Origin of the sequence: Pseudomonas sp. NPDC089569 (assembly GCF_050280625.1) — a bacterium.
In the GTDB taxonomy this organism is placed as follows: Bacteria; Pseudomonadota; Gammaproteobacteria; order Pseudomonadales; family Pseudomonadaceae; genus Aquipseudomonas.
The window spans coordinates 1-22,772 of the sequence record NZ_JBNNVQ010000042.1 but is presented as its reverse complement, the minus strand read 5'-3'; the positions used below and the strand labels follow the sequence as shown (position 1 = coordinate 22,772).

15 protein-coding genes are annotated in these 22,772 nt (G+C 62.5%); 9 read left to right on the top strand and 6 right to left on the bottom strand.

Features of this window, described 5'->3' with window-relative positions; translation table 11 throughout:
- Positions 1-87: 87 nt before the first annotated feature.
- Both mnxG and ACQKP2_RS17615 read right to left on the bottom strand, forming a co-directional pair.
- A complete protein-coding gene (mnxG, locus tag ACQKP2_RS17620; protein WP_427578207.1) occupies positions 88-5,931 on the bottom strand; it encodes a manganese-oxidizing multicopper oxidase MnxG in 5,844 nt (1,947 codons plus the stop codon).
- Between the two features lie 202 nt (positions 5,932-6,133).
- Positions 6,134-6,742, bottom strand: a complete 609-nt coding sequence (locus tag ACQKP2_RS17615; protein WP_427578206.1) for a lytic transglycosylase domain-containing protein — start codon at positions 6,740-6,742, stop codon at positions 6,134-6,136.
- 206 nt (positions 6,743-6,948) lie between these two features.
- On the opposite strand from ACQKP2_RS17615, the gene gspG reads away from it, so the two are divergent.
- From gspG to ACQKP2_RS17600, 3 genes are all read left to right on the top strand, one after another.
- Positions 6,949-7,398: a type II secretion system major pseudopilin GspG gene (gene gspG, locus ACQKP2_RS17610; protein ID WP_427578205.1), complete on the top strand. Its 450-nt coding sequence runs from the start codon at positions 6,949-6,951 to the stop codon at positions 7,396-7,398.
- 14 nt (positions 7,399-7,412) lie between these two features.
- Positions 7,413-8,600 carry a type II secretion system F family protein gene (locus ACQKP2_RS17605; RefSeq protein WP_427578204.1) on the top strand — a complete coding sequence of 396 codons (1,188 nt, stop codon included), beginning with the start codon at positions 7,413-7,415 and terminating at the stop codon, positions 8,598-8,600.
- Positions 8,601-8,749: 149 nt separating this feature from the next.
- Positions 8,750-9,385, top strand: a complete 636-nt coding sequence (locus ACQKP2_RS17600; protein WP_427578202.1) for a hypothetical protein — start codon at positions 8,750-8,752, stop codon at positions 9,383-9,385.
- 126 nt (positions 9,386-9,511) lie between these two features.
- Here ACQKP2_RS17600 and ACQKP2_RS17595 read toward each other — a convergent pair whose 3' ends face one another.
- On the bottom strand, positions 9,512-10,408 hold the full coding sequence (locus tag ACQKP2_RS17595; RefSeq protein WP_427578241.1) for a LysR family transcriptional regulator: 897 nt from the start codon (positions 10,406-10,408) through the stop codon (positions 9,512-9,514).
- An 826-nt stretch (positions 10,409-11,234) separates the two neighbouring features.
- Between ACQKP2_RS17595 and ACQKP2_RS17590 the strand changes: the two genes are divergently transcribed.
- The 3 genes from ACQKP2_RS17590 to ycaC all read left to right on the top strand — a co-directional run bounded on the left by ACQKP2_RS17590 (position 11,235) and on the right by ycaC (position 14,397).
- Complete coding sequence (locus ACQKP2_RS17590) at positions 11,235-11,846, top strand: antibiotic biosynthesis monooxygenase (protein WP_427578200.1); 612 nt, start codon at positions 11,235-11,237, stop codon at positions 11,844-11,846.
- Positions 11,847-11,856: 10 nt separating this feature from the next.
- Positions 11,857-13,695, top strand: coding sequence for an amidohydrolase (locus ACQKP2_RS17585; RefSeq protein ID WP_427578198.1), 1,839 nt, complete (start codon positions 11,857-11,859; stop codon positions 13,693-13,695).
- Positions 13,696-13,770: 75 nt separating this feature from the next.
- Positions 13,771-14,397 (top strand): isochorismate family cysteine hydrolase YcaC, encoded by a 627-nt coding sequence (gene ycaC, locus ACQKP2_RS17580; protein WP_427578197.1) that lies wholly within the window; start codon positions 13,771-13,773, stop codon positions 14,395-14,397.
- Positions 14,398-14,447: 50 nt separating this feature from the next.
- On the opposite strand, the gene ACQKP2_RS17575 is transcribed toward ycaC, so the two are convergent.
- Positions 14,448-15,374 carry a LysR substrate-binding domain-containing protein gene (locus ACQKP2_RS17575; protein WP_427578195.1) on the bottom strand — a complete coding sequence of 309 codons (927 nt, stop codon included), beginning with the start codon at positions 15,372-15,374 and terminating at the stop codon, positions 14,448-14,450.
- A gap of 159 nt (positions 15,375-15,533) precedes the next feature.
- Between ACQKP2_RS17575 and ACQKP2_RS17570 the strand changes: the two genes are divergently transcribed.
- Entirely contained in the window at positions 15,534-15,962 is a 429-nt protein-coding gene (locus tag ACQKP2_RS17570; protein WP_427578194.1) for a helix-turn-helix domain-containing protein, read from the top strand.
- A gap of 290 nt (positions 15,963-16,252) precedes the next feature.
- Positions 16,253-19,057: an ATP-binding protein gene (locus tag ACQKP2_RS17565; RefSeq protein ID WP_427578192.1), complete on the top strand. Its 2,805-nt coding sequence runs from the start codon at positions 16,253-16,255 to the stop codon at positions 19,055-19,057.
- On the opposite strand, the gene ACQKP2_RS17560 is transcribed toward ACQKP2_RS17565, so the two are convergent.
- Together ACQKP2_RS17560 and ACQKP2_RS17555 are read right to left on the bottom strand one after the other, a co-directional pair.
- Positions 19,022-20,503, bottom strand: coding sequence for an ATP-binding protein (locus ACQKP2_RS17560; RefSeq protein ID WP_427578190.1), 1,482 nt, complete (start codon positions 20,501-20,503; stop codon positions 19,022-19,024). The two genes, ACQKP2_RS17565 and ACQKP2_RS17560, sit on opposite strands and share 36 nt — an antisense overlap.
- Positions 20,504-20,660: 157 nt before the next feature.
- Positions 20,661-21,611, bottom strand: a complete 951-nt coding sequence (locus ACQKP2_RS17555; RefSeq protein WP_427578188.1) for a GlxA family transcriptional regulator — start codon at positions 21,609-21,611, stop codon at positions 20,661-20,663.
- Positions 21,612-21,861: 250 nt separating this feature from the next.
- Between ACQKP2_RS17555 and ACQKP2_RS17550 the strand changes: the two genes are divergently transcribed.
- Positions 21,862-22,584 (top strand): pirin family protein, encoded by a 723-nt coding sequence (locus ACQKP2_RS17550; RefSeq protein WP_427578186.1) that lies wholly within the window; start codon positions 21,862-21,864, stop codon positions 22,582-22,584.
- Positions 22,585-22,772: the final 188 nt, after the last annotated feature.

The following is a 22,772-nucleotide window of genomic DNA, read 5'->3' as shown; positions in this document are numbered from 1 at the left end:
CTGCTCGCGATTGAAGCCACCTCGGTCTTTCGTGGTGTTGGCAATGACGCCATCGCGAGCAGGCTCGCTCCCACAGGTGTTGCGTTGTTACGGTGCCGGTGCGGGCTCCGGTTCATTGGTCACCCGCAGCAGCCCCCACAACCCGGCGGTATTACCGAAAGAGGCGTTGTCGCGGTACAGGTAGTCCCCTGGTATCGCATTGCTGCCACCGGCACTTGGGTGCATGAAGCTGAAGTGCGCCGCCGGCAGTACGCTCTCGCGCGCGCCGATGTACATCGACATCGGGTTGAGCCCGAAGCGCACCGAGCCAACGCCCGGCGTACCCAGCGGATAGCCACCCACATCGCTTTTTTCCGACTGGAACGGGTTGACCGACCAGACGTGCCCATCGAGCTGGAAGGTCGAGCCGCGACTGCCGCCCGAAGGCATCAGGATGTGGGTACGGAATGGCTGCCCCGGTTTGACGTAGAACACCGGCGTTTGCGGATCGCCGCCCACCAGCGCATTGCTGTAGGCCATGTGCGCGTTCGGCACGTTGCCGTAGGTGCCAGGGCTGCCGGCATGACCGAACGGTGCATCCGGGGCCAGACCGAAGCGGAACCACATCGGTTCGATCCTGTAGTTGATGGCCATGCTGGCGTTGTCCTTCGGATCGTTCGGCACACCGTTACCTTCCGAGGCGATGCCTTCCACCGGCCGACCATTGGCCCAACGCGTGTTCAAGGCGCGCTGCCAGACCATCGCAAAGTCGCGGTAAGTCGGCTGGCCGGGCGCCGTGACCGTGGCCGAGGCGCGCTTGGCATCCTCCACCCAGGTGGCGCCGATCGGCAGGATGCTCATCGCGCCACCCAGGCCTTTTTGCGGCTGCTTGATCACGTCCGCCGGGGTGATGTTCAACCCACCAAACTCCACCGCCGTGGCGTTGATGTTGTCGACGTTGCGACCCAGTTGAGTAATCGGCTTGCCCTCACGTTCCAGGTGTCCGGCGTAGTACTGGTAGGTACGGGTCGGATACTCGCCGGTGTTGCCCACGCGTGGCGGTACGGTCTGTATCGGGTTGGCGCCGACATTGGTGCCGTCGGATTTGGTGATGTCATACGACAGCAGCTGCGCGTGCAGGCCGACATGGCTCGATGGCCGCAACAGGTTGTTGTTGAAGGTTGTGGAACCCATGCCATCGTTGCGGTCACGCTTGGCCAGACCTTGCAGGATGGCGGTCTGGGCCAGGTCCGGCATCACGCTCGGCAGGCGGTTTTCCAGGGTGATGTTGATGCAATCACCGGCTGCCGCACGCAGTACCAGCGGTTCGACAGGCACGCCGGGTTTGAGCTTGCCGGTAGTGGGGTCGAGGTCGGCCTTGCGCACATACAGGATGGCCGTCGGGTCATGCAGCGGCCCGCTTTGCCCGCCGATGGTGAAGGTCTCGCCATCTTCGGGATCGGTCACAGTCACCTGTGGGATGTTCACCGGCCGCGAATTGAGCACCAGGGTGCCGCCTGCCGGCTTCAACGGCCCGCCGACATGCTGCCCGATACTTTCGGCGTCGCCGATGGACAGCCCCAACGGATTGCCGAGGATGTCGTTGGCCAACGCCGCGACCACTTCATAATTGCGTTGCACGGTAGGCCTGGTGCCAATGCCGTTGGGGTTGGCGCCAATCCGCGGACAGATGCCGTCAAATGCAACGGTGTTGCGCATGCCGGTCGGTTTCGGATTGTTCGGCAAGGCGAACAGGTCGTTGCGCTGCGCGGTGTAGTTGCGCATCACGCCCCAGATGCCGTTCCAGTATCCCTCGATGGACGCGTCCATGGTGTAGAGGTAGTCACCGGTAGTGGCTGCCGCACTGGAGATCATCGACACCGGCGCGTTGAATCCCATCTGTTCGGAGATCCCCACCATTTGTGAAGCACGCCAGCCGGAGTTGGAGCTGTTGCCGAAGCCGGAGCCGCTTTGCAGCCACTTCACACCATGCAGGGTGACGTTGTGCTCCTCTTCGTGACCACCGGCATGCACCCGCAGCCGCACGTTGTCGCCGGTGTAGGTACGCAGCATCGGGGTGAACGGATCCCCCGGTTCCGCGCCGCCCTTGTTGATGTGTGGCGGGAACAGCGTGGTGCCGCCCGTGGGGCCGGTGGCCGCGGTGATCAGGTTCGGCGCCAGGTTCATCGCCGGGATCGCACGGTCGGTACGGCTTTGCATGGCGTACGCCAGGTCCCCGCCCAGGCCGTCGGCCTGCATGCCGCGCTTGCCGTCCGGGCCGACCTTGTTCGGGTCGAACACCCTCAGGGCCAGCGGTTCGTTGCGATAGTTGACGACGAACATGCCTGGGTCATCCACCGAAATCGCTTGCGGACAAGGACGGCTCGGGCAACCCGGTTTGACACCGCCGCGCAATTCCACCACCGCTTCGAGCAACTGGCTGGTGTTGTCACGTACCGGCGGGTTGATCGCATAGCGGAAGCTGTCGGCGGTGGCCGGAAAGGCTTGCGGGTCCGGCACGCCGTTGGGGCCTGCGCCGACATACACGCCGGCTTCATAGGCGTGCTGGAAGTCGCTGTATTCGAGGAAGAACTCGCGGAAGCTGTCGTTCTTGCCGTCGTTGTCCAGGTCACCGGTGGAAATCACCGCTTGCCAGGATGTCGGCCCGCCGTCCTGCCGCGCGCCGCTGTACAGCGGTTCGCCGGTTTCGGCATGGAACCAGGTGGAACCGGCCGGTTCGGCCAGCACGGTGGCGTACAGCCCGATCTGCTGGTGAGTCGATGGGCCGAGATGGTCGTGGGTGAAAATGGTGCCCAACCCGCGGTCGACACCATTGGTGTTCACCACCGGATCGACGAACCAGCGCTGCATGGCGGTACGCGCGCCGACCCAATCGGCCCGGCCAAACTGGCCAAAATACGGATGGTTTTTGGCCTTCGGACAGGCCGGGGTGCCGTCACGCGGGTCGGTACCTTCGCACTGGTTGAACTCGCGAATGGCGTGGATACGTTCTTGTACGGCGCCTGGGGAGAGCACGCCATCTTCGTAGTTCCAGCCGTTGGCCGAGCCGTCCGCCGCCGTCAGGTCCCATTTGGGCAGATGGATGTGCTGGCCGATTACATCGGTCGGTGTACGCACCTGATAGTCGTCCATCTCATAGACGGCCGGCACCAGGTTGGTTTGCTGGTACTGCACGCAATCGAAGGTGTTCATGCGCATCACCAGCGGCTCTGGTGGACGCTGTTTGGTGATCACCGGCCAGGCGTCTTCCCACAGTGCCAGGATGCGCGCTTGCGGGAAGTGGTAGCCAACCTTGTTGTACACCGCGTCGAACTGGATGTTCGCCGCCTTGTAGACTCGAGGGCGGTCGGCGGTAAAGGTCGAGGAACCGATAAACGACATACCGTCCAGACGCTCGCCACTGGCGAACTCACCTGTGCCGGCGCTGCTGGTCAGGCGTTTTTGCCGGTCATCCATGCAGGGTTCGTAGTACGGCGCACCGGCCACCGGCAAGGCGCCGTTGGTGCGGAAGTTGCGCGCCACGATCTGGTTGCCCGGCAGCAGGGCATAGCTGGGGTGATCTTTTTTGGCGTGGAATGCCATGGCCGCCTGTTCGACTTCGGTGCCCTCTTCCGGTAGATAAAGCGGTTTGGCGCGCTTCACTTCCTTGGAGAAGTCCAGCGAGGTCGTCACTGTGTGTGCCTCGCCGCCGGCGGAAAAGCCGTCCAGGGAATGCCGTCCCAGACCGCCGTCCCAGCCACCGGACTGATTCGGATCGAGGTTGGCCCACAAGGCCTTGCCCGAAGCTTTCAAGCTTTGCGCCGTGGCAGCGTCGAGCATGTCCAGCGGCGGAGTCGGTGGGCGCTGGCCAACCGAGCTTTCCATGCCGCCGATCCAGAACGGATATCCGGGGTTTTTCAGGGTGCCATCGGCATTGCGGTTGGCCTGGCTGCGATCGATCAGCGCCAATGAGCCGATGGCCTGGGAGCCACCGCTGCCACTGTGGTGCTCGCCGTCATCGTCACCCTCTTCTTCATCATCGTCGTTTGCAGCCACCTGAGTTTCGCCGATTTTCGGAATGACCACCACTTTGCCCGGCATCGGCGGCATGGCTTTGCCTGGCAGCGGAACAACAGCCGGAATCGGTGTACCGGCGACAATCTCGCCATCGGGCAAGGCCCGGGCATCGGCGGCCGGCTTACCGTTGCGCAAAGCAAAAGGTTCGCGATGGAAACCGTCGCTGCCTTGTTGCGACACCTCAAGCCGGGTGCCTTCTTCGAACACGTCATGCACGCGCCACATGGCCCACATGCCCTGGGCAAAGTGCGGGTAGAAGTGACAGTGATAAATCGCATCGCCTGCTACCCGGTTGCGGTTGCCCGAACCGCCGTTGGCGATTTCATAGGTGTAACCGGCTCCCGGACCTATGCCCTGGGCATCCACATAGTCGGAGTTATCGTCATTGGGGTTGAACAGCCATTGATGGCCGTGCAGGTGGAAGATGTGATGCTCGTAACCATTGTGGGTGTTGCGGAATTTGACGAAGTCACCGATGTAGCTGTGGGCGACGTTCGACGGTTCCGACGGATAAAGCGCTGCGGTGGCCTTGACCCCGACCTGATCGGCCCTCGGCACCTGCCCGGGCGCGATGCCTTCGAGTCCGGCGTTGGCGGGCACGTCCACCAGCATCGCCACGTCGCCGACGGTGTGGGCACTGAGGAAGAACTCCTCATAGGCACAGGACAGGCAATCGTGCATCGGTCCGACACCCAGGCGGTTGGCCACTACTTCGGCGCCCATGCCGCCGGAGCCATAGTTGATCATGAACGAATCGCGCGTCGGCTCCAGCACATGCGCCATGACCGGGTCGGCCCAGTACCCCGGGAAGGCTTGGGTGACAGCGGTCTCATCCTGGAACTGCGCGGAAAAATCGCGGAAAGGCTCCAATCGATTGGGAAGCGCCGGGTTGCGTTTGCCGATGCTTTCCAATGGATAGGTCGAGGCCGGGAAACTGCCGTCGGCGTTGCTGCCCATGACGATGGCATCGGCTTCACTGGAGACGATTTCACTGCCGTCGACCATGTTGATGATCGGCTTGCCGGCCTTGCCTTCGCGAATCCACGGCTCGCGTTGCGGGTAGCGAGCCTGATAATCGACGATTGGCTGACCCGCCGGCGTGCGTCCGGTAGTCGCCAATCGCATCTCTTCTTCGGTGATGGTGTTGCGATAGCTGCGACCACCCTTGGGCATGACCGCCACCTGGCCGAACAGCCCATTGGCGTTGTTGCCGGCTGCACCTTCGCTGCCGAATGTCGCGCCGCGGCTGCTCACCGTGAACGCCCCTTCGCGCTCGGCGAACAGGGTGTAGGAGCGGCTGGCGCCAGGGGCGACGAGGGTGTTGGCATTGCGCCCGGTGTACGAGGCAATGTCATCGATACTGTTGACGGCCTGCATGCCGTTGACCTGGAAGCCGACATGGCGGTCAGCCACTTGCTCGTCGGCCTTGAACGGCTCACGGCCGTCACCGACTTCTGTACCTTCCTGCTCTTCGCCTTCCTCTTCCTCAATCCCCTCGCCACCGGAGCCCGGGTTGGCCTGGTAGGCCAGCAGGTTTTGCAGATTGACGGTCAGGCAATCACCGGCCGCAACCCGCAGCACCAGCGGACGCGGGCGCTTGTCGGGACGCAGAGAGACTTTGCCCGGCACCGCAGCGCCCCCCTGTTCCAGGGACACCTGACGCTCATCGACCACATCGCGGCGCAGGGCGAACATCATGCCGTTGACGTTCTGCGCACCCAGGCGGTTGAACATCAGCGGCTGATCCAGGGCAACGACGTTGGCCACCAGGTTGCGCTCACAGCGCGCAGACGCCTCGGCGAACTCGATGCCCAGCACCGATGCAGCCAATATCAGCCAGGGAAGCAGGGTTGGTACGTGGTGAATGCCGGTCATGATCTCGGACCCTCACTGTGTCAATCACAGGGAATAATTCTCGACAACATCCCTGAGCAATCTGCATGCCACAAAAATTTCTTTTATTTATCAATTGCTTATAGTTGTAACTTAATTTGTCGGGGGAAATCCCCCACTTATTCCCCACTTTTTCGCCGGGGCCACCATTCCCCAATGTTGGGGAAAACCAGGCCCTCTCCCGTCACAGCGGGGCGTCCGCCGCCAACCCCTGCAAGCGCCGGTACTGGCGCAGGACGCTGGGCACATAACGCTGGGTTTCGGCGAAGGGCGGGACCACTCTTCCCCGACTGATCACCGCTTGCGGCCCGGCGTTGTAGGCCGCCACGGCCAGGGTGATGTCGTTGTCGAACAGGGTCATCAGGCGCTTGAGGTAACGGGCGCCGCCCTGGATGTTGGCCTTGGGTTCGTAGACGTTCGCCACGCCCATCTCGCGGGCGGTGTCGGGCATCAACTGCATCAGGCCGCCGGCGCCCTTGGGCGACAGGGCGCTGGCGTTGTAGTTCGATTCGGTCTGAATCACCGCATGCAGCAACGCCGCCGGCAGCTGGTTGGCCGTGGCGGCCTGCGAGACGAGTTCGGCATAGGGCCTGGCGGCGATCATCTGTGGCTGCTGGTCAAGGCTGACCACCGCCGCCTGGGGCTCGCGGATGACCCGTTCGTAGTGACGACCGGGCCTGTGAACATTGGACAGGACGAAGTTGCCCCTGGCGTCCACGGACACGAACACATCGGCCTGCGCGGCACCGGCCAGCAGCGTCAGGCCGAGCAGTCCTGTGGTGAGTGCTTTCATGGTTTTACCTCCCCTGCCCGGCCCCGAAAAATGGGGCTAATGCCCCAATGGCCAGTCGTTTTTCAGCCATACGCAAGCACTGTGCCGAAAGCGCAGAGGGCCTTGGAACGAGGGGTGCAGAAGAATGCCGAAACCTTTACCGGCCCTGTGCATGGCAATTGCATGAGCCGTTGCAGCGACCCTTCTGCCGATTGTGTGAGGTCATCATGAAACAGCGTATGCGCTCTGCCCCGCGTGATTGTTCCCTGCGAAATCAGCGCGGGTTCACCCTGCTGGAACTGCTTGTAGTACTGGTGGTGCTGGGGCTGCTGGCCGGCATCGTGGCGCCCAAGTATTTCTCGCAACTGGGCCGCTCCGAAGTGAAAGTGGCCAAGGCGCAAATCGAAGGCTTGGGCAAGGCACTGGATCTCTACCGACTGGAGGTCGGTCATTACCCCTCCACCGAACAGGGCTTGCAGGCGCTGGTCACCGCGCCCAGCGATGAACCTCACTGGACCGGTCCTTACCTGCAGAAAAAACTGCCGCTCGATCCCTGGGGCCGTGCCTACACCTACCGCTACCCCGGCGAGAACGGCGAGTACGATCTGTTGTCCCTGGGCAAGGATGGCCAGCCCGGCGGCGAAGGCGAGAACGCCGAAATCACCAGTTGGCAGTGACGGATATGGCAACCATGCGTTTTCACCTCAAAGCCGTCGGCAAGGCCGGCGTTGTGTCGATGACCGTCGAGGCGCCCGGCCATCTCGAAGCCCGGCGCATTGCCGAAGATCAGGGTCTGCGGGTGGTCAGCCTGCAGGCCGAGAGGCACTGGCGCACGCTTCGCCTCAAACAACGAGAGATCTTCAACCTGGTGCTGTTCAGCCAGGAACTGACGACGTTGCTCAATGCCGGCCTGCCCTTGATCGATGCGCTGGAAAGCCTGGCGGAAAAAGAATCCGCGCCACAGGCCCGCAAGACCCTGAACGAGTTGGTGCGCCTGCTTTATGAAGGCAAATCGTTTTCCCAGGCATTGGGCCAGCTGTCGGCCGTGTTCCCCCCTTTGTATGTCGCGCTGGTGCAGTCCAGTGAAAAAACCGGTGCAGTGGGCGATGCGCTCGGCCGGTATGTCAGCTATCGCCAGCGCATGGACGAGGTTCGACAGAAGATCGTCAGCGCTTCGATCTACCCCATGTTGTTGCTGGTGGTCGGCGGTGGCGTTGTGTTGTTTTTGATGGGCTATGTCGTGCCGCGTTTCAGCCTGGTATTCGAAGGGTTGGGGTCCAACCTGCCGTGGCTGTCGCAGATCCTGATGAGCAGCGGCATGTTCCTGCATGCCCACCAGGGTGAATTCTTCGGCGGGTTCCTGGCGATCATCGGCGCGATTGCCGTGCTCCAGCGACAACCGGCCTTCCGTCGTGGCGTGGATCGCCTGATCGAAAAGCTGCCGGCGGTGCACCAGCGCATTTTCATGTATGAACTGGCGCGCTTTTATCGCTCCCTGGGGATTCTGCTTCAGGGCGGCATTCCCCTCGTCACCGCCATGGGCATGGTCCGCGGCCTGCTCACCGTAGCCTCCCGTTCGCGCCTGGACCAGGCCTGCGAACGGGTGCGCGAGGGGCAGTCGCTGTCCACGGCGCTGGAGCTCAATCACCTGGTGACACCGGTCTCCCTGCGCCTGCTGCGTGCGGGTGAGCAGTCCGGCAATCTCGGGCAAATGATGGAGCGCAGTGCCGACTTCTACGACGAGGAAATCAGCCGCTGGATCGAGTGGTTCGTACGCCTGTTCGAACCCTTGCTGATGACGTTCATCGGCTTGCTGATCGGGGTGATCGTGATCCTGATGTACATCCCGATTTTCGAGCTGGCCTCAAGCATTCACTGACCTGCGAGGAGAGGGTCGCGCGGTGCGTTGCATTTTTTTCAACGTGCGACTGAATAAAACAGGACCTCAAGTTGTTTACCGAGTGAATCAGGCAGCACGTTGCCATGTTCATCAACGTTCCAACCCGAGTTATAAAGACGGAGAACGACATGCACATCAACAAGCTTTTGTTGGCAGTAGCTATTGGCGCGGTTTTGTCGGCGTCTACCGTATTGATTCCACAGAGTCTGTCCGATATATCGAGCGCCCACGCACGAGAGGGCGGTAGTGGTGGCGGAGGCGGCGGTCACGGCGGCGGTGGCGGCAGTGGTGGTGGAGGCGGCGGTGGCGGTCACGGCGGCAGCGGCGGCGGTGGTGGAAGCGGCGGCGGTGGCGGCGGTGGCAATGGCGGCGGTCACGGAGGCAGTGGTGGCGGTGGCAATGGCGGTGGCGGTGGCGGTGGCGGTGGCAATGGCGGCAGCGGCCACAGCGGCAGCAATAGCGGTTCGGATCACAGTGGCAGTAGCGCCTCGAACTCCGGACGCAGCAGCACCCATGCCGAACCGAACGATGATCGTGGGCTTCACCATGCCGGCGAAGTCGGCGATGACCACGGCGTTCATCGTGGTGGCGAGGTCGGTGACGACCACGGCGTTCATCGTGCCGGTGAAGTGGGCGATGATCGCGGTCTGCATGCCGCCGGTGAAGTCGGCGACGATCGAGGCGTGCATCGCGCCGGTGAAGTCGCTGATGATCGTGGCGTACACGTCGGCGGCCAGGTGGGTGACGACAAACGCATAAACTGAGTGGATCTTCCCCCTGTAGGAGCGAGCCTGCTCGCGATAGCGGAGTGTCAGACGACGGGTATTTGTCTGCCAAACCGCTATCGCGAGCAGGCTCGCTCCCACAATGGTTATGTGTAAGTTTCCGATCTACACCCCACACTCAACCTCATCCAGTTGCTCGCGCAGAAAGCCGATCAATGCCTGCACCGGTCGCGATGACTGGCGATGTTGCGGATAGACCGCCGACAGCGTCAGCGGCTCCGGTCGATACTCATCGAGTACCGTCAACAACCTGCCCCCCTTCAAGGCCGAGGCAACGATAAAGGTCGGCAGGTAGGTGATGCCCATCCCGGCAATCGCCGCGTCCTTGAGCATGTCGCCGTTGTTGACGCGCATCCGTCCGGTGACGTTGACCACCATTGGCTTGCCCTGCCCCGCGAATCGCCACTGCACCTGGCGACCGTGACCGTAGGGCAGGCAATCGTGCAGGAGCAGCTCGTCGGGACTGACCGGCGTGCCTCGCTCGGCCAGATAAGCGGGGCTGGCGCAATACACCCGTTCGATGGATGCAATGCGCCGGGCGATCAGCGTCGAGTCTTCCAGCGTGCCGATGCGCAGCGCCAGGTCGTAGCCCTCGCCGAGCAAGTCCACGGGGCGGTCGCTCAGGTCGAGCTCCACCGTGACATCGCGATAGCGCTGCAAAAACAGCGGCAACAGACAACCCAGATGCGCCAAGGCAAACGACAGCGGCGCGCTGACGCGGATAGTGCCACGCGGCTCCGTGGTCTGCCCGGCGATCCCCTGCTCCACCTGCTCGACTTCGCCCAGCAGGCGCAAGGCCGATTCGTAGTAACTCTGCCCCAGGGGCGTGACATCCAGACGCCGGGTCGACCGATTGAGCAATCGCACGCCCAGGCGTTCTTCGAGCTGCATCAGACGCCGGCTGACAAATTGCTTGGACAGGCCCAGTTGATCGGCCGCGGCAGTAAAGCTGCCCGAGTCCATCACCTGGCAAAAAATACGCATGTCTTCAAACGGGTTCATTGTCACTTCCTGATTGACAGTAAAACGCTTTATAGCGGTTTTTTGTCTTTCGCTGTAGGCGCCAGGCTTGCTGGCGAAGGCGTTTTCAAAACCACCACCCGGCGCGAGGCCGCCTTCGCGGTAGGAGCCAGGCTTGCCGGCGAAAGCGTTTTCGAAACCACCGCACGACGCGAGGCCACCTTCGCTGTAGGAGCCAGGCTTGCCGGCGAAGGCGTTTTCGAAACCATCGCACGACGCGAGTCCACCTTCGCTGTAGGAGCCAGGCTTGCCGGCGAAGGCGTTTTCGAAACCATCGCACGACGCGAGGCCGCCTTCGCTGTAGGAGCCAGGCTTGCCGGCGAAGGCGTTTTCCAAACCACCGCACGACGCGAGTCCGCCTTCGCGGGCAAGCCTCGCTCCTACAGGCGAAGGCGTTTTCGAAACCATCGCACGACGCGAGTCCGCCTTCGCGGGCGAGCCTCGCTCCTACAGGCGAAGGCGCTTTCGAAACCATCGCACGACGCGAGGCCGCCTTCGCGGGCGAGCCTCGCTCCTACAGGCGAAGGCGTTTTCCAAACCACCACCCGGCGCGAGGACGCTTTCGCCGGCAAGTCGGATCGCCGCACCGCTGGCTCCTACAGGCGAAGGCGTTTTCGAAAGCGAAGGCGTTTTCGATGGTGCCGCACGTCGCGAGGCCCTCTTTCTGACGGTCGGTTTACGCATCGGCGCCTACAGTTATGTGCGTTGTCTTGGCAGGCCGGGGAAAAATTGAGCACGTACATGCAATTTTTTCCTGCCCTGCCCCGGCACTCTTGTTTCCAGTCCTGTTTCGCCGGAGTCCTTTGTCATGTCACAAGCCCCTTCCCGGAACACACCAACACCGGGGTTCGATGAAGTGGTCACGCTGATCGTCAAGCATCGGGTCAAGGCCGGGCTTGAAGCCCCCTATGAGGCCTGGTTACGGCGCATCGTCGGTATTGCCGCGCAACGCGAAGGCCACCTGGGTGTGGATGTGATTCGTGGCCAGCATGGCGGTCTGCGGATGTTCACCTGTGTACTGCGCTTCTGCTCCACCGAGGCGATGCAGCGCTGGCTCGACTCGCCGCAGCGCAAGGAACTGGTCGAAGAGGCAGCGCCCATGCTGGCGGACGGCGACCAGACCGAGGTCAATCCGGTCAACGAATTCTGGTTCGCCCCGCTGGCCGATGCGGCCTCGCCACCGCCACGCTGGAAGCAGGCCCTGGTCACGCTGCTGGTGATCCTGCCGCATACCTTGCTGGTGCCGTTGATCTGGGGCCCGCTGCTGCAGCTCAGCACCGTTCTGTCGAACTACGTGGTCGCGACGTTCCTGATCACACTGACCATCGTTCTTTCGGTGGTTTACATCTTCATGCCGATGGCCACGCGCCTGTTCGCACCCTGGCTGGAAGCCGGCCGGCCCCATTCCACACTGCATTGAAGGAAACGCGATGAACGCCGATCTGATTTTGTTCAATGGTCAATTTCATACGGTTGACCGTGAGAAGCCGCTGGCCAGCGCAGTGGCCATCAGCGATGGCCGTTTTGTGGTCGTCGGCAGCGATGCCCAGGCCATGGCGTTGCGCGGGCCTGCCACGCAGGTCATCGACCTCAAGGGGCGCTGCGTGATTCCCGGTCTCAACGACTCGCACTTGCACCTGATCCGCGGCGGCTTGAACTACAACCTTGAGCTGCGCTGGGAGGGCGTGCCGTCCCTGGCCGATGCATTGCGCATGCTCAAGGAACAGGCCGACCGCACGCCGACCCCGCAGTGGGTTCGGGTGGTCGGCGGCTGGAATGAATTCCAGTTCGCCGAAAAGCGCATGCCGACCCTCGAAGAACTCAACCAGGCGGCACCTGATACCCCGGTGTTCGTCCTGCACCTGTACGACCGCGCCCTGCTCAACCGTGCGGCATTGCGCGTGGCCGGCTACACCCGAGACACGCCAAACCCGCCGGGCGGCGAAATTGTCCGCGATGCCAACGGCAACCCCACCGGCATGCTGGTGGCGCGACCGAATGCAATGATTCTCTACTCGACACTGGCCAAGGGGCCGAAGTTGCCGCTGGAGTATCAGGTCAACTCGACCCGCCAGTTCATGCGCGAACTCAATCGCCTGGGCCTGACCAGCGCCATCGATGCCGGCGGCGGTTTCCAGAATTATCCGGACGACTACCAGGTGATCGAGCAGTTGGCCAGGGACCAGCAACTGACCGTGCGCATCGCCTACAACCTGTTTACCCAAAAGCCCAAGGAAGAACTCACCGATTTCCGCAACTGGACCGGCAGCGTCAAGTTGCATCAGGGCGACGATTACCTGCGGCACAACGGCGCCGGGGAGATGCTGGTGTTCTCGGCAGCGGATTTCGAAGACTTCCTGGAACCACGCCCGGACCTGCCGCAAAGCATGGAAGACGAGCTCGAACCGGTGGTGCGCCACCTGGTCGAGCAACGCTGGCCATTCCGCCTGCACGCGACCTACAACGAATCCATCAGCCGCATGCTGGATGTATTCGAGAAGGTCAACCGCGACATTCCATTCAATGGCCTGCCATGGTTCTTCGACCACGCCGAAACCATCACCCCGCAGAACATCGAACGGGTGCGCGCGCTGGGTGGCGGCATCGCGATTCAGGATCGCATGGCCTTCCAGGGTGAGTACTTCGTCGAGCGCTATGGTGCCAAAGCCGCCGAGGCTACACCGCCGATCCAGCGCATGCTCGCTGAAGGCGTGCCGGTGGGTGCCGGCACCGATGCGACGCGGGTATCGAGTTACAACCCGTGGACTTCGCTCTACTGGATGGTCAGCGGCCGCACGGTGGGCGGCCTGGCACTGCACGCCGAAGGCCTGTCGCGCCAGACCGCGCTGGAGCTGTTCACCCACGGCAGCGCCTGGTTCTCCTCCGAGCAGGGCAAGAAGGGCCAGATCAAGGTCGGGCAACTGGCGGATCTGGCTGCACTGAGCGCGGATTTCTTCAGTGTCGACGAAGAAGCGATCAAGTGGATCGAGTCGGTGCTGACCGTGGTCGGCGGCAAGGTGGTGTATGCCGCCGGGGATTTCGAAAAACTCGGGCCGGCCAGCCTGCCGGTGCTGCCGGACTGGTCGCCGGTGGTGAAAGTCCCCGGGCACTGGCGGCCGAACTCGCCGTTGCAGGCACAGGTTCACCAGTGCAGCGGCCCGTGTGCGGTGCACTCGCACAGTCATGAACGGGCGCGTCTGTCGAATGCGCCGGTCAGTGACTTCGCCGGTTTCTGGGGCGCCTTCGGCTGCTCGTGCTTCGCTTTCTGACACATACCAAAGAGCGCCGGTGCCGTTGATCGGCACTGGCGCAATACGCGACACCCATCCACCAAGGAGTTTCTTATGAGCAATGTTCCGTACAAACGCCTGAACAAAGACGATGCCGTGGTGCTGCTGGTCGATCACCAGACCGGTCTGATTTCGCTGGTGCAGGATTTCTCGCCCAACGAATTCAAGAACAATGTGCTGGCCCTGGGTGATATCGCCAAATTCTTCAATTTGCCGACCATCCTCACCACCAGTTTCGACCAGGGCCCGAACGGTCCGATCGTGCCGGAACTCAAGGCACAGTTCCCGGATGCACCGTTCATTGCCCGCCCCGGCCAGATCAACGCCTGGGACAACGCCGACTTCGTCAAGGCTGTGAAGGCCACCGGTCGCAAGCAACTGATCATTGCAGGCGTGGTCACTGACGTGTGCGTAGCGTTCCCGACCCTGTCGGCGCTGGCCGAAGGCTTTGACGTGTTTGTGGTGACCGATGCTTCCGGCACGTTCAATACCACCGTGCAACAAGCGGCCTGGGCACGAATGACTGCGGCGGGTGCACAGTTGCTGAACTGGTTCTCCGTGGCGTGCGAGCTGCAAGGCGACTGGCGCAATGACATGGAAGGCCTGGCCAACCTGCTGTCCGAACGCATTCCGAACTACCGCAACCTGATCAACAGCTACACCGCCTTCACTGCCAAGTAAGGGTCAGCGACCCGTGAGAGCGCCCCTGCCGACCCGCAGGGGCGCTCTTGTCATGCAGCGCCCGAAATCTCCAGCGACGCCGACATGAACTGACTGATACGCGAACGCAACCAGCGTTCGGCCGGGTCATTGTCATGCACCCCGCTCCAGGCCATCGACAGTTGCGCCGCATCGATGGCAAACGGCGGATCTTCGGCACGCAGGCCACAGCCCTCCACCAGGGCGCAAGCGGCATAGTCCGGCACCGTGGCGATCATTTCGGTCCCGGCCAGCAACGCGCGCAGACCACTGAACTGCGGCACACCGAGAACCACCCGACGGCTGCGACCGACCTTGGCCAGGTCCAGATCGATGTTGCCGCTCAGATCACCGGAAAACGACACCATCGCATGGGGTCGCGCGCAGTATTCGTCCAGGGTCAGCGGTCCTGGCCGAGTGTCGCCGCGCAGCACCTTGCAGGGGATGTCGCGCAGTTTCTTGCGCTTGGCATTGGCCGGCAGATCCGTGGTGTAGCTCACGCCCACGGAGATTTCCCCGGAGGCCAGCAAGGCCGGCATCAACAGGTAATTGGCGCGGCGCACCACGACCACGATGCCCGGTGCCTCTTGCTGCAGCTGACGCAACAGCGGCGGAAACAGACCGAACTCGGCATCGTCCGACAGCCCGATGCGGAACACATCACAGCTCGACGCCGGGTCGAACTCCTTGGCCCGACTGACCGCGCCGGAAATGGTGTCCATCGCCGGTTGAAGTTCCTTGAGGATCGCCTGCGCCCGCGCCGTCGGCTCCATGCCGCGACCGTTGCGCAGCAGCAACGGATCGTCGAACAGATCGCGTAACCGCCCCAGCGCAGCACTCACGGCCGGCTGGCCCATGAACAGTTTTTCGGCCACGCGGGTCAGGTTCTTTTCGAACATCAGCGCTTCGAAAATCACCAGCAGGTTCATGTCGACGCGACGCAGATCGTTTCGGTTCATGGGCACGGGGTCCTTGTGGATTGAGTCAGGTGTGAAGGTGGACGATTGTGTCTGGTTTTTCGCGGTGTTGCCCGCGATGAGCGAGGAATTAACAACGTTTAACTCGCTAGCCAGAGCCTCGGGACTCAAGAATGGGGTTCACCGATCCGGATATTCGCCATGGCTCGATTGCAGCAAAACACCGCCCGCGAGACCGTCACGCAACCACCGGAGAAAACCTCCGGTGGCCTTAATCCGCAGCGCGAAAGGATGATCAAGCAACTGATTCTCGAACGCCTGGACCAATCCCTTGAAGTGGCTGAACTGGCCCGGGCCTGTTCGTTGTCGCGCAGTCATTTCTCCCGCGCCTTCAAGTGCAGCACCGGTCTCTCGCCCCAGGACTGGATTCGCCGGCAACGTATTACGCGGGCCAAACTGTTGATCCAGCACACGGACCTGAGCCTCACGCAGATCAGCCTTGAGTGTGGTTTCTGCGATCAGGCGCACTTCTGCCACATGTTCACCCGCAGCGAAGGCATCAGCCCGTTCGCCTGGCGATGCCGGATGGTACGCACCGTTCACCGGCCTTGTGGCCACCCTGCCCTGTAGGAGCCAGGCTTGCCGGCGAAGGCGATTTCGGAAACACCATATGACGCGAGGCCGCCTTCGCGGGCAAGCCTCGCTCCTACAGGCGAAGGCGTTTTCAAAACCACCACCCGGCGCAAGACCGCCTTCGCGGGCAAGTCGGATCGCCGCACCGCTCGCTCCTACAGGCGAAAGCGTTTTCGAATCCACCGCACGACACGAGGGTGTTTTTGAATGCACGTTGCACAGATGAAAAAACCTGAGGATTATGCTCCAAAGCCGCGAGCCAGACGGCCGCACGCAGGAGCGAATCGTTGCCAAATACCCTTGAACAGGCTGTGCATTTCGGCCCCTACAGGATCTACCCCGAACAACGCCTGGTCATGGAGGTCGGCCAACCCCTGCGTCTGGGCCGACGGGCCATGGACATTCTGCTGATTCTGCTGGAGCACGCCGGGCGTGTCGTCAGCAAGCACCAACTGATTACCCGAATCTGGCCCGATTCGGTGGTCGAAGAGATCAACCTGCGGGTGCATATGGCGGCCCTGCGCAAAGCGCTCGGCGATGGCCAGGGCGGCCAGCGTTATATCGTCACCGTCGCCCAGCGCGGCTACAGCTTTGTGGCACCGCTCTCGGTGGAAAACATCGAGCAACGCCCGCCCAACGAACCGGTTCGATCCGGCGAACACAACCTGCCCCTGCGCCGCACTCGACTGATTGGCCGTCAGGCGCTGGTCGATGGCCTGGTGGCACAACTGCCGCGCCAGCGTTTCATTACCCTGGTCGGCCCCGGTGGCATCGGCAAGACCACCGTGGCCCTGCGCGTCGCCGAACAACTGATCGGCCAGTATCCCGACGGCATTCGTCTGCTGGACCTGGCACCGATCCACGACCCCTCGATGATCACCGGGCATCTGGCCACGCTGCTGGGCCTGCCCTTGCACAATGACGACCCTGTGGAGCAACTTGCCCGGCTCCTGAGCGAACGGCGGATGTTGCTGGTCATCGACAACTGCGAGCACCTGCTCGACACCGTGGCCCCGCTGTGCGAAACCCTGCTGCGCGGTACACCGCACCTGCATGTTCTGGCCACCAGTCGCGAGAGACTGCGGGCCGAAGGCGAATACGTCCAGCGCCTGGAATCCCTGGACTGCCCTCCTGCGATTGCCCTGCCGGACCGCGCCCAGGCCTTGGGCTTTTCCGCGTTGCAACTGTTTGTCGAACGAACCATGGCCAGCCACGACAGCTTCGAATTGACCGACGCCCAATTGCCGCTGGTAGCCGACATCTGCCGACGCCTCGACGGCATTCCCCTGGCCCTGGAACTGGCGGCCGCCCAGGTCGCCAACCTGGGCCTGGACGGTTTGCTCGCGCAACTGCAAAACAGTTTTCGCCTGCTTGCCCACAGCAGCCAGGCGACCCTGGCCCGGCATCAGACGCTGCGGGCCACACTGGACTGGAGCTTCGAACTGCTCACCCCCTGCGAACAGACCTGCCTGCGCCGATTGGGCATCTTTCGCGGTGGCTTCACCCTGGCGTCGGCGGCGGCCGTGATCGTCGGTGAGAGCGTCGAACACCCTGAAGTGTTCGCCTCGATCACGCAACTGGTGGCCAAATCCTTGCTGAGTGTGGATGTCGGTGATGAAGAGGTGTTCTACCGCCTGCTTGACACCACCCGCCGCTATGCCCTGGAAAAACTCGAACTGACCGCCGAGCTGGCCGGCACCCGGGAACGCCATGCCGAACGCTGCCTGAACTTGATGCATCAGGCACAGGAGGACTGGGAGCGCATTGCCACCGGCCTTTGGATCGAGCGCTATGCCCGTAGCCTGGAGGACATTCGCGCAGCCCTCGACTGGGGGCTGTCGGCACAAGGCGCGCAGGCGCTCGCGATTCGCCTGACCGCCGCCTCGACGCCGCTATGGCAGGAGTTGTCGCTGCTCAAGGAGCATGGTGGTTATGTACGCAGGGCCCTGGACTTGCTCGATGCCACGCCCGAGCCCTGCCCCCGTTTGAAAATGTCCCTGAAGCTGGCGCTCGGCAGCGCCTGTTACCACACCCAGGGCGGCTCCCCGCAAACCGTGGAAGCCTTCCTCAGTGCCCGGTCCCTGGCCCGGCAATGCAAGGACGTGGCAGGACAACTGCGCGCTATCTCCGGACATCTGGCGGTCAACCTCAGCTGCGGCCATTACCGGATGGCCCTGCAGCAGAGCCAGCAATTCGACCGGCTGGGCCTGCACGGCGACCCGCTGCTGTCACTGAGCACCCATCGCCTGCGCGTATTGGCGCTGCACTTTGCCGGGAATCAGCCACAGGCACGGGTAAATGCCGAAGAGGTGATCCAGCGCATGGCCCACAGCGGTCATCTCAACCGTTTCACCCATGGCTTCGGCGTGCAGTACGACCAGAGCGTTGCCGCCCTGACCATCCTGGCGCGCATCCTGTGGTTGCAGGGGTTACCGGAACAGGCCTGGCGCACGGCCCGACAGGCACTGGACATTGCCCTGCAAATCAACCACGGCACTTCGATCTGCTACACCCTGGCGCTTTCCGGTTGCCTGATCGCCCATTACAACGGCGACACCCGCAACGCCCGCGAGCTGTTGCAGCTGTTGCTGGATCAGTCGCAGAAGCACTCGGTGCCGTTGTTTCACAGCTGGGCGCAACACTATGCGCAAGTCATTGACAGCGCTCATGTGCAACCGGCGCCACCTGCAGCTACAGGCCTGATCAAGGAAATCATGGTGACCCTGTCTGCCGCTTGCATCGACGATGACTTGCGCCATCGCGCCAACAGCGGCGCGGCGGGCTGGAGCACCGCGGAAATCCTGCGTGCCGATGCCGAAACGCTGCTGAGCGCCGATTGCCCGGTGAAGGAGCGCACGGCCGAAACCCTGCTGCTGGGGGCGCTCGATGTGGCGAAGTCTCAGGGTGCGCTGGCCTTTGAACTGCGCAGTGCGACGTCGCTGGCACGACTTTGGCTGCATCAGCGCCGCTTTCAGCAGGCCCATCAATTGCTGGCGCCGATCTACCATCGCTACACCGAGGGGCATGCCACACCGGATCTCACGGCGGTACGCACCCTACTCGACGAGTTGCAGGCTCACGTGCCGGCCTGAGGGGCGGCGCACCTGACTGATGTAGCCGGCATAGCGCATTTCGACCGTACGCAATGCCCCGCTGTGTTCGAGTTTTTCCAGGGCATAGCGGCGGGTGGTGTTGAGGAAGCGATATCGGCTCTGCCCATGGGTGCGCTCCTTTGACAACAAGGATTTGAGCACCAGGCTTTCCAGCACCACCGTCAGATCCACAGGCAACAGCGAGGCACAGCTGACCACGCCCATGGCCGCGTCCAGAGTGAATGCCGACTTGAACACCGCCAGTCGTTGCAGCACAGTCTGCTGCAACGGAGTCAGGCGCTCATAACTCCAGTCCAGGGCGGCCTTGAGGGTCTGGTGCCGGGGCACGGCAGTACGTCGCCCCTGGGTCAGCACCTGAAAACAGTTATCCAGTTGCGCCTGCAACCCGACCAGTGCCAACGCATCGATCTGCGCCGCCGCCAGTTCAATCGCCAGGGGCAAACCATCCAGGCGCCGACAGATTTCGCGCACCGCCTTGAGGTCCTGTTCTCGCAGGGTAAATCCTTGCTCAATGGCCCGGGCACGGTTGACGAACAGCTGCACCGCCGAATACCCCATGACTTCATCGACACTGTGCAGTGCCGATACCGGCGGCACCACCAGCGGCGGCAATGTCAACAGCGTTTCGCCGGTGGCCAGCAACGGCTCACGGCTGGTGACCAGGATCGACACGCGCGGCGCCGAAATCAGCAATGCCTCGATCAGTATCCGGCAGCTTTCCAGCACGTGCTCGCAGTTATCGAAGATCAACAACGCATGCCGATGCGCCAAGGTTTCGAGGGTCGTGCCGACATCCATTTCCAGGGTGCGGGTCAGGTGATCGACCACTTGCGCCGGGTCGTCGATCACTGCCAGGTCCACTCGCCACACGCCGTCGCCGTAATGCTGCAACAGCAGTTCGGCGGCCCGCAGGGCGACGGTGGTCTTGCCAATGCCGCACGGGCCGGTCAGCGTCATGAAACGCCGTACCGGCAGTTGCCGCACCAGGCTGCCCACCAGTGCATCGCGGCCGGTGACCGGCGTCAGCCGGGCCGGCAGGTTGTGATGGGCGCGCGGGCCTTGCGGGCTAACAGGCAGAGGCTGCGCTATCTGCTGTATCGGTGCGACGAAGCTGTAGCCGCGCTGAGGAATGTTGACGATGTAGCACTGGCCGCCCTGTCCGTCACGAAAGGCACGGCGCAGCGCGGCAATGTGCACCCGCAGATTGATTTCCTCGACCACGGACCTTGGCCAGACCAGCGCGATCAACTCGTCCTTGCCGACCACCGAGCCCGCGCGCTCGACCAGCACCTGCAAGATGTCCAGGGCCCGACCGCCCAGGCGCAACGGGCGATCGCCTTCCAGCACCAGTCGTTGATTGAGGTGGAAGGCATAAGGGCCGAAACCCAGCACCCTGTCGCTGTGAATGTCTCTGAGGCTGTTCATGCACTGTCACCCGCCGGGGGCCTGTTTCCATCCAGGCGCCGTACCTTCCTTGCAATGAGTTCAGGCGTATCTTGGCAGGCCCGGGTGACGGTACAACGGCCATGGGGGGAGCGACACGGCCATTACGGTGCGCATGACGGCCCAATGAGAACACGCCCTAGCTGAATTGCTCGCGATACTGGCTCGGGGTCAGGCCAAGCTTTTCTGTGAACAGAAAACGCATGTGCCGCACGCTGCCGAAACCACTCTTGAAGGCCACGGTCTTGAGCGGCAAATCGGTGGTCTCCAGCAGGCTGCGGGCGTTATCGATACGCGCACTCTGCAGGAACTCCATGGGTGTCATACCCACTTCCCGGGCGAACACCCTGGCGAAGTGGCGCGCACTCATGGCGGCCAGGCCGGCCATGCGTTCGATGGTGAAGCTTTCCTCAAGATGTTCCAGCACATGGTTCTGCAGCCGGGTAATCGGTGTTTCCTGGGGCGCCACGGCGGCCATCAACGGGCTGAACTGCGCCTGCCCGCCCTGACGCTTCATCACCACCAGCAATACCTTGGCCACGTCCTGGGCGACTTTCTTGCCGTGGTCCCGGGCCACCACCGCCAGTGCCAGGTCGATGCCGGCAGTGACGCCGCCGGAGGTAATGAGGTTGCGGTCCTGAATGAAGATCTGGTCGGTTTCCACCACGGCCTCGGGAAAGGCCTTGGTCAGCCGTTCGGTGTAGTGCCAGTGAGTCGTGACGCGATAACCGTCCAGTAATCCCGCATGCCCCAGCACGAATGCGCCGGTGCAGATCGAACCATACCCGCCCGCCCGGCCGACGCTGTGCCGCAGCCAGTCCAGCAGCGGCGGGTGTTTTTCGTTGTAGGCACCGGGACCGCCGGGCACCAGCAGCAAGTCGAACCCCTCGCAGGCCTGGTCGATATGCAGGTCGGTTTGCACGCATACGCCATTGGATGCCCGCAGTGCGCCACGTTCGGTGCCGATGGTGGACAGCACGTAATGGTCGTCGGGCTTCAAGTACCGATTGGCAATGGAAAACACCTCCATCGGCCCGGCCATGTCGAGCAGGAGAAAATTGGGGAACAGCACCATTGCCACGGTTTTCATGGGTGGATTTCGCCGGGATCAAAAGATGATTAACGACTGAACGCCAATCCCTTGTGGGAGCGAGCCGGCTCGCTCCCACAAGGGTCAACGCCTGGCTGTGCATTATGGCGAAGTGCGGCACTGGCGTCTGCTTACCACTGTCAACTACAAGGAGACAGTATTTCAATTTCTATCTACTTATTCATCTACCGAGTAGACATTAACCTTCTCCTCACTCGGACGAATTCACGTCCCCAAAGGAGATTTCATCATGCTGACCCTTCGTAAAGCTTCTGATCGCGGCATGGCCAATCATGGCTGGTTGAAGTCGTTCCACACCTTTTCCTTCGCCAACTACCGCAATCCGAAAGAGCAGGGTTTTTCCGACCTGCTGGTGATCAACGATGACCGCGTGGCGGCGGGCAAGGGTTTCGGTCAGCACCCGCACCGCGACATGGAGATTTTCTCCTACGTGCTCGAAGGCGCCCTGGAACACAAGGACACCCTGGGCACCGGCTCGGTGATCCGTCCCGGTGATGTGCAGTTGATGAGTGCCGGCAGTGGCGTGGCGCACAGCGAATACAACCACTCGGACAAGCATCCGGTGCACTTTCTGCAAATCTGGATCGTGCCTGAAGTCAGCGGCGCCAAACCGCGTTATCAGCAGGAGCATTTCAGCACGCAAAAGAAACGCGGACGCCTGCAACTGATCATCTCCCCCGACGGTGCCAAGGGCTCGCTCAAGGTGCGCCAGGATGCGCGGGTGTATGCCGGCCTGTTCGACGGCCAGGAAAGCGCCACCCTGGAACTGGCTGCCAATCGCTATGCCTATGTGCATGTGGCCAGAGGCAGCGTCGAACTCAACGGCCTGCGCTTGCAGGAAGGTGACGGTGTACGGGTTCGCCAGGAACAGGTACTGACCCTGGGCAACGGTGTGGATGCCGAAGTGCTGGTGTTCGACTTGCGTCCACAGGAACTGCCGGAAATGCCGTGATCGCTGCACTTTGTGGGAGCTGGCTTGCCAGCGATGGCGACCTTGCGTGTTGCGTTGTCCATGATCACGCCTTCGCCTGTAGGAGCCAGGCTTGCCGGCGAAGGCGGCCTTGAATGTTGCGTTGTGCATGAACACGCCTTCGCCGGCACCGCCAGGTGAGGTGTTGGTTGTGGGTCGAGGATGTGATC

What these genes read in the sequence shown, in the direction of transcription:
- ACQKP2_RS17595 (WP_427578241.1), bottom strand. Translation starts at nt 10,408, where the DNA reads ATGAACCCGTTTGAAGACATGCGTATTTTTTGCCAGGTGATGGACTCG.
- ACQKP2_RS17585 (WP_427578198.1), top strand. Translation starts at nt 11,857, where the DNA reads ATGAACGCCGATCTGATTTTGTTCAATGGTCAATTTCATACGGTTGAC.
- ACQKP2_RS17600 (WP_427578202.1), top strand. Translation starts at nt 8,750, where the DNA reads ATGCACATCAACAAGCTTTTGTTGGCAGTAGCTATTGGCGCGGTTTTG.
- ACQKP2_RS17555 (WP_427578188.1), bottom strand. Translation starts at nt 21,611, where the DNA reads ATGAAAACCGTGGCAATGGTGCTGTTCCCCAATTTTCTCCTGCTCGAC.
- mnxG (WP_427578207.1), bottom strand. Translation starts at nt 5,931, where the DNA reads ATGACCGGCATTCACCACGTACCAACCCTGCTTCCCTGGCTGATATTG.
- ACQKP2_RS17570 (WP_427578194.1), top strand. Translation starts at nt 15,534, where the DNA reads ATGGCTCGATTGCAGCAAAACACCGCCCGCGAGACCGTCACGCAACCA.
- ACQKP2_RS17590 (WP_427578200.1), top strand. Translation starts at nt 11,235, where the DNA reads ATGTCACAAGCCCCTTCCCGGAACACACCAACACCGGGGTTCGATGAA.
- gspG (WP_427578205.1), top strand. Translation starts at nt 6,949, where the DNA reads ATGAAACAGCGTATGCGCTCTGCCCCGCGTGATTGTTCCCTGCGAAAT.
- ACQKP2_RS17615 (WP_427578206.1), bottom strand. Translation starts at nt 6,742, where the DNA reads ATGAAAGCACTCACCACAGGACTGCTCGGCCTGACGCTGCTGGCCGGT.
- ACQKP2_RS17550 (WP_427578186.1), top strand. Translation starts at nt 21,862, where the DNA reads ATGCTGACCCTTCGTAAAGCTTCTGATCGCGGCATGGCCAATCATGGC.
- ACQKP2_RS17560 (WP_427578190.1), bottom strand. Translation starts at nt 20,503, where the DNA reads ATGAACAGCCTCAGAGACATTCACAGCGACAGGGTGCTGGGTTTCGGC.
- ACQKP2_RS17575 (WP_427578195.1), bottom strand. Translation starts at nt 15,374, where the DNA reads ATGAACCGAAACGATCTGCGTCGCGTCGACATGAACCTGCTGGTGATT.
- ycaC (WP_427578197.1), top strand. Translation starts at nt 13,771, where the DNA reads ATGAGCAATGTTCCGTACAAACGCCTGAACAAAGACGATGCCGTGGTG.
- ACQKP2_RS17605 (WP_427578204.1), top strand. Translation starts at nt 7,413, where the DNA reads ATGCGTTTTCACCTCAAAGCCGTCGGCAAGGCCGGCGTTGTGTCGATG.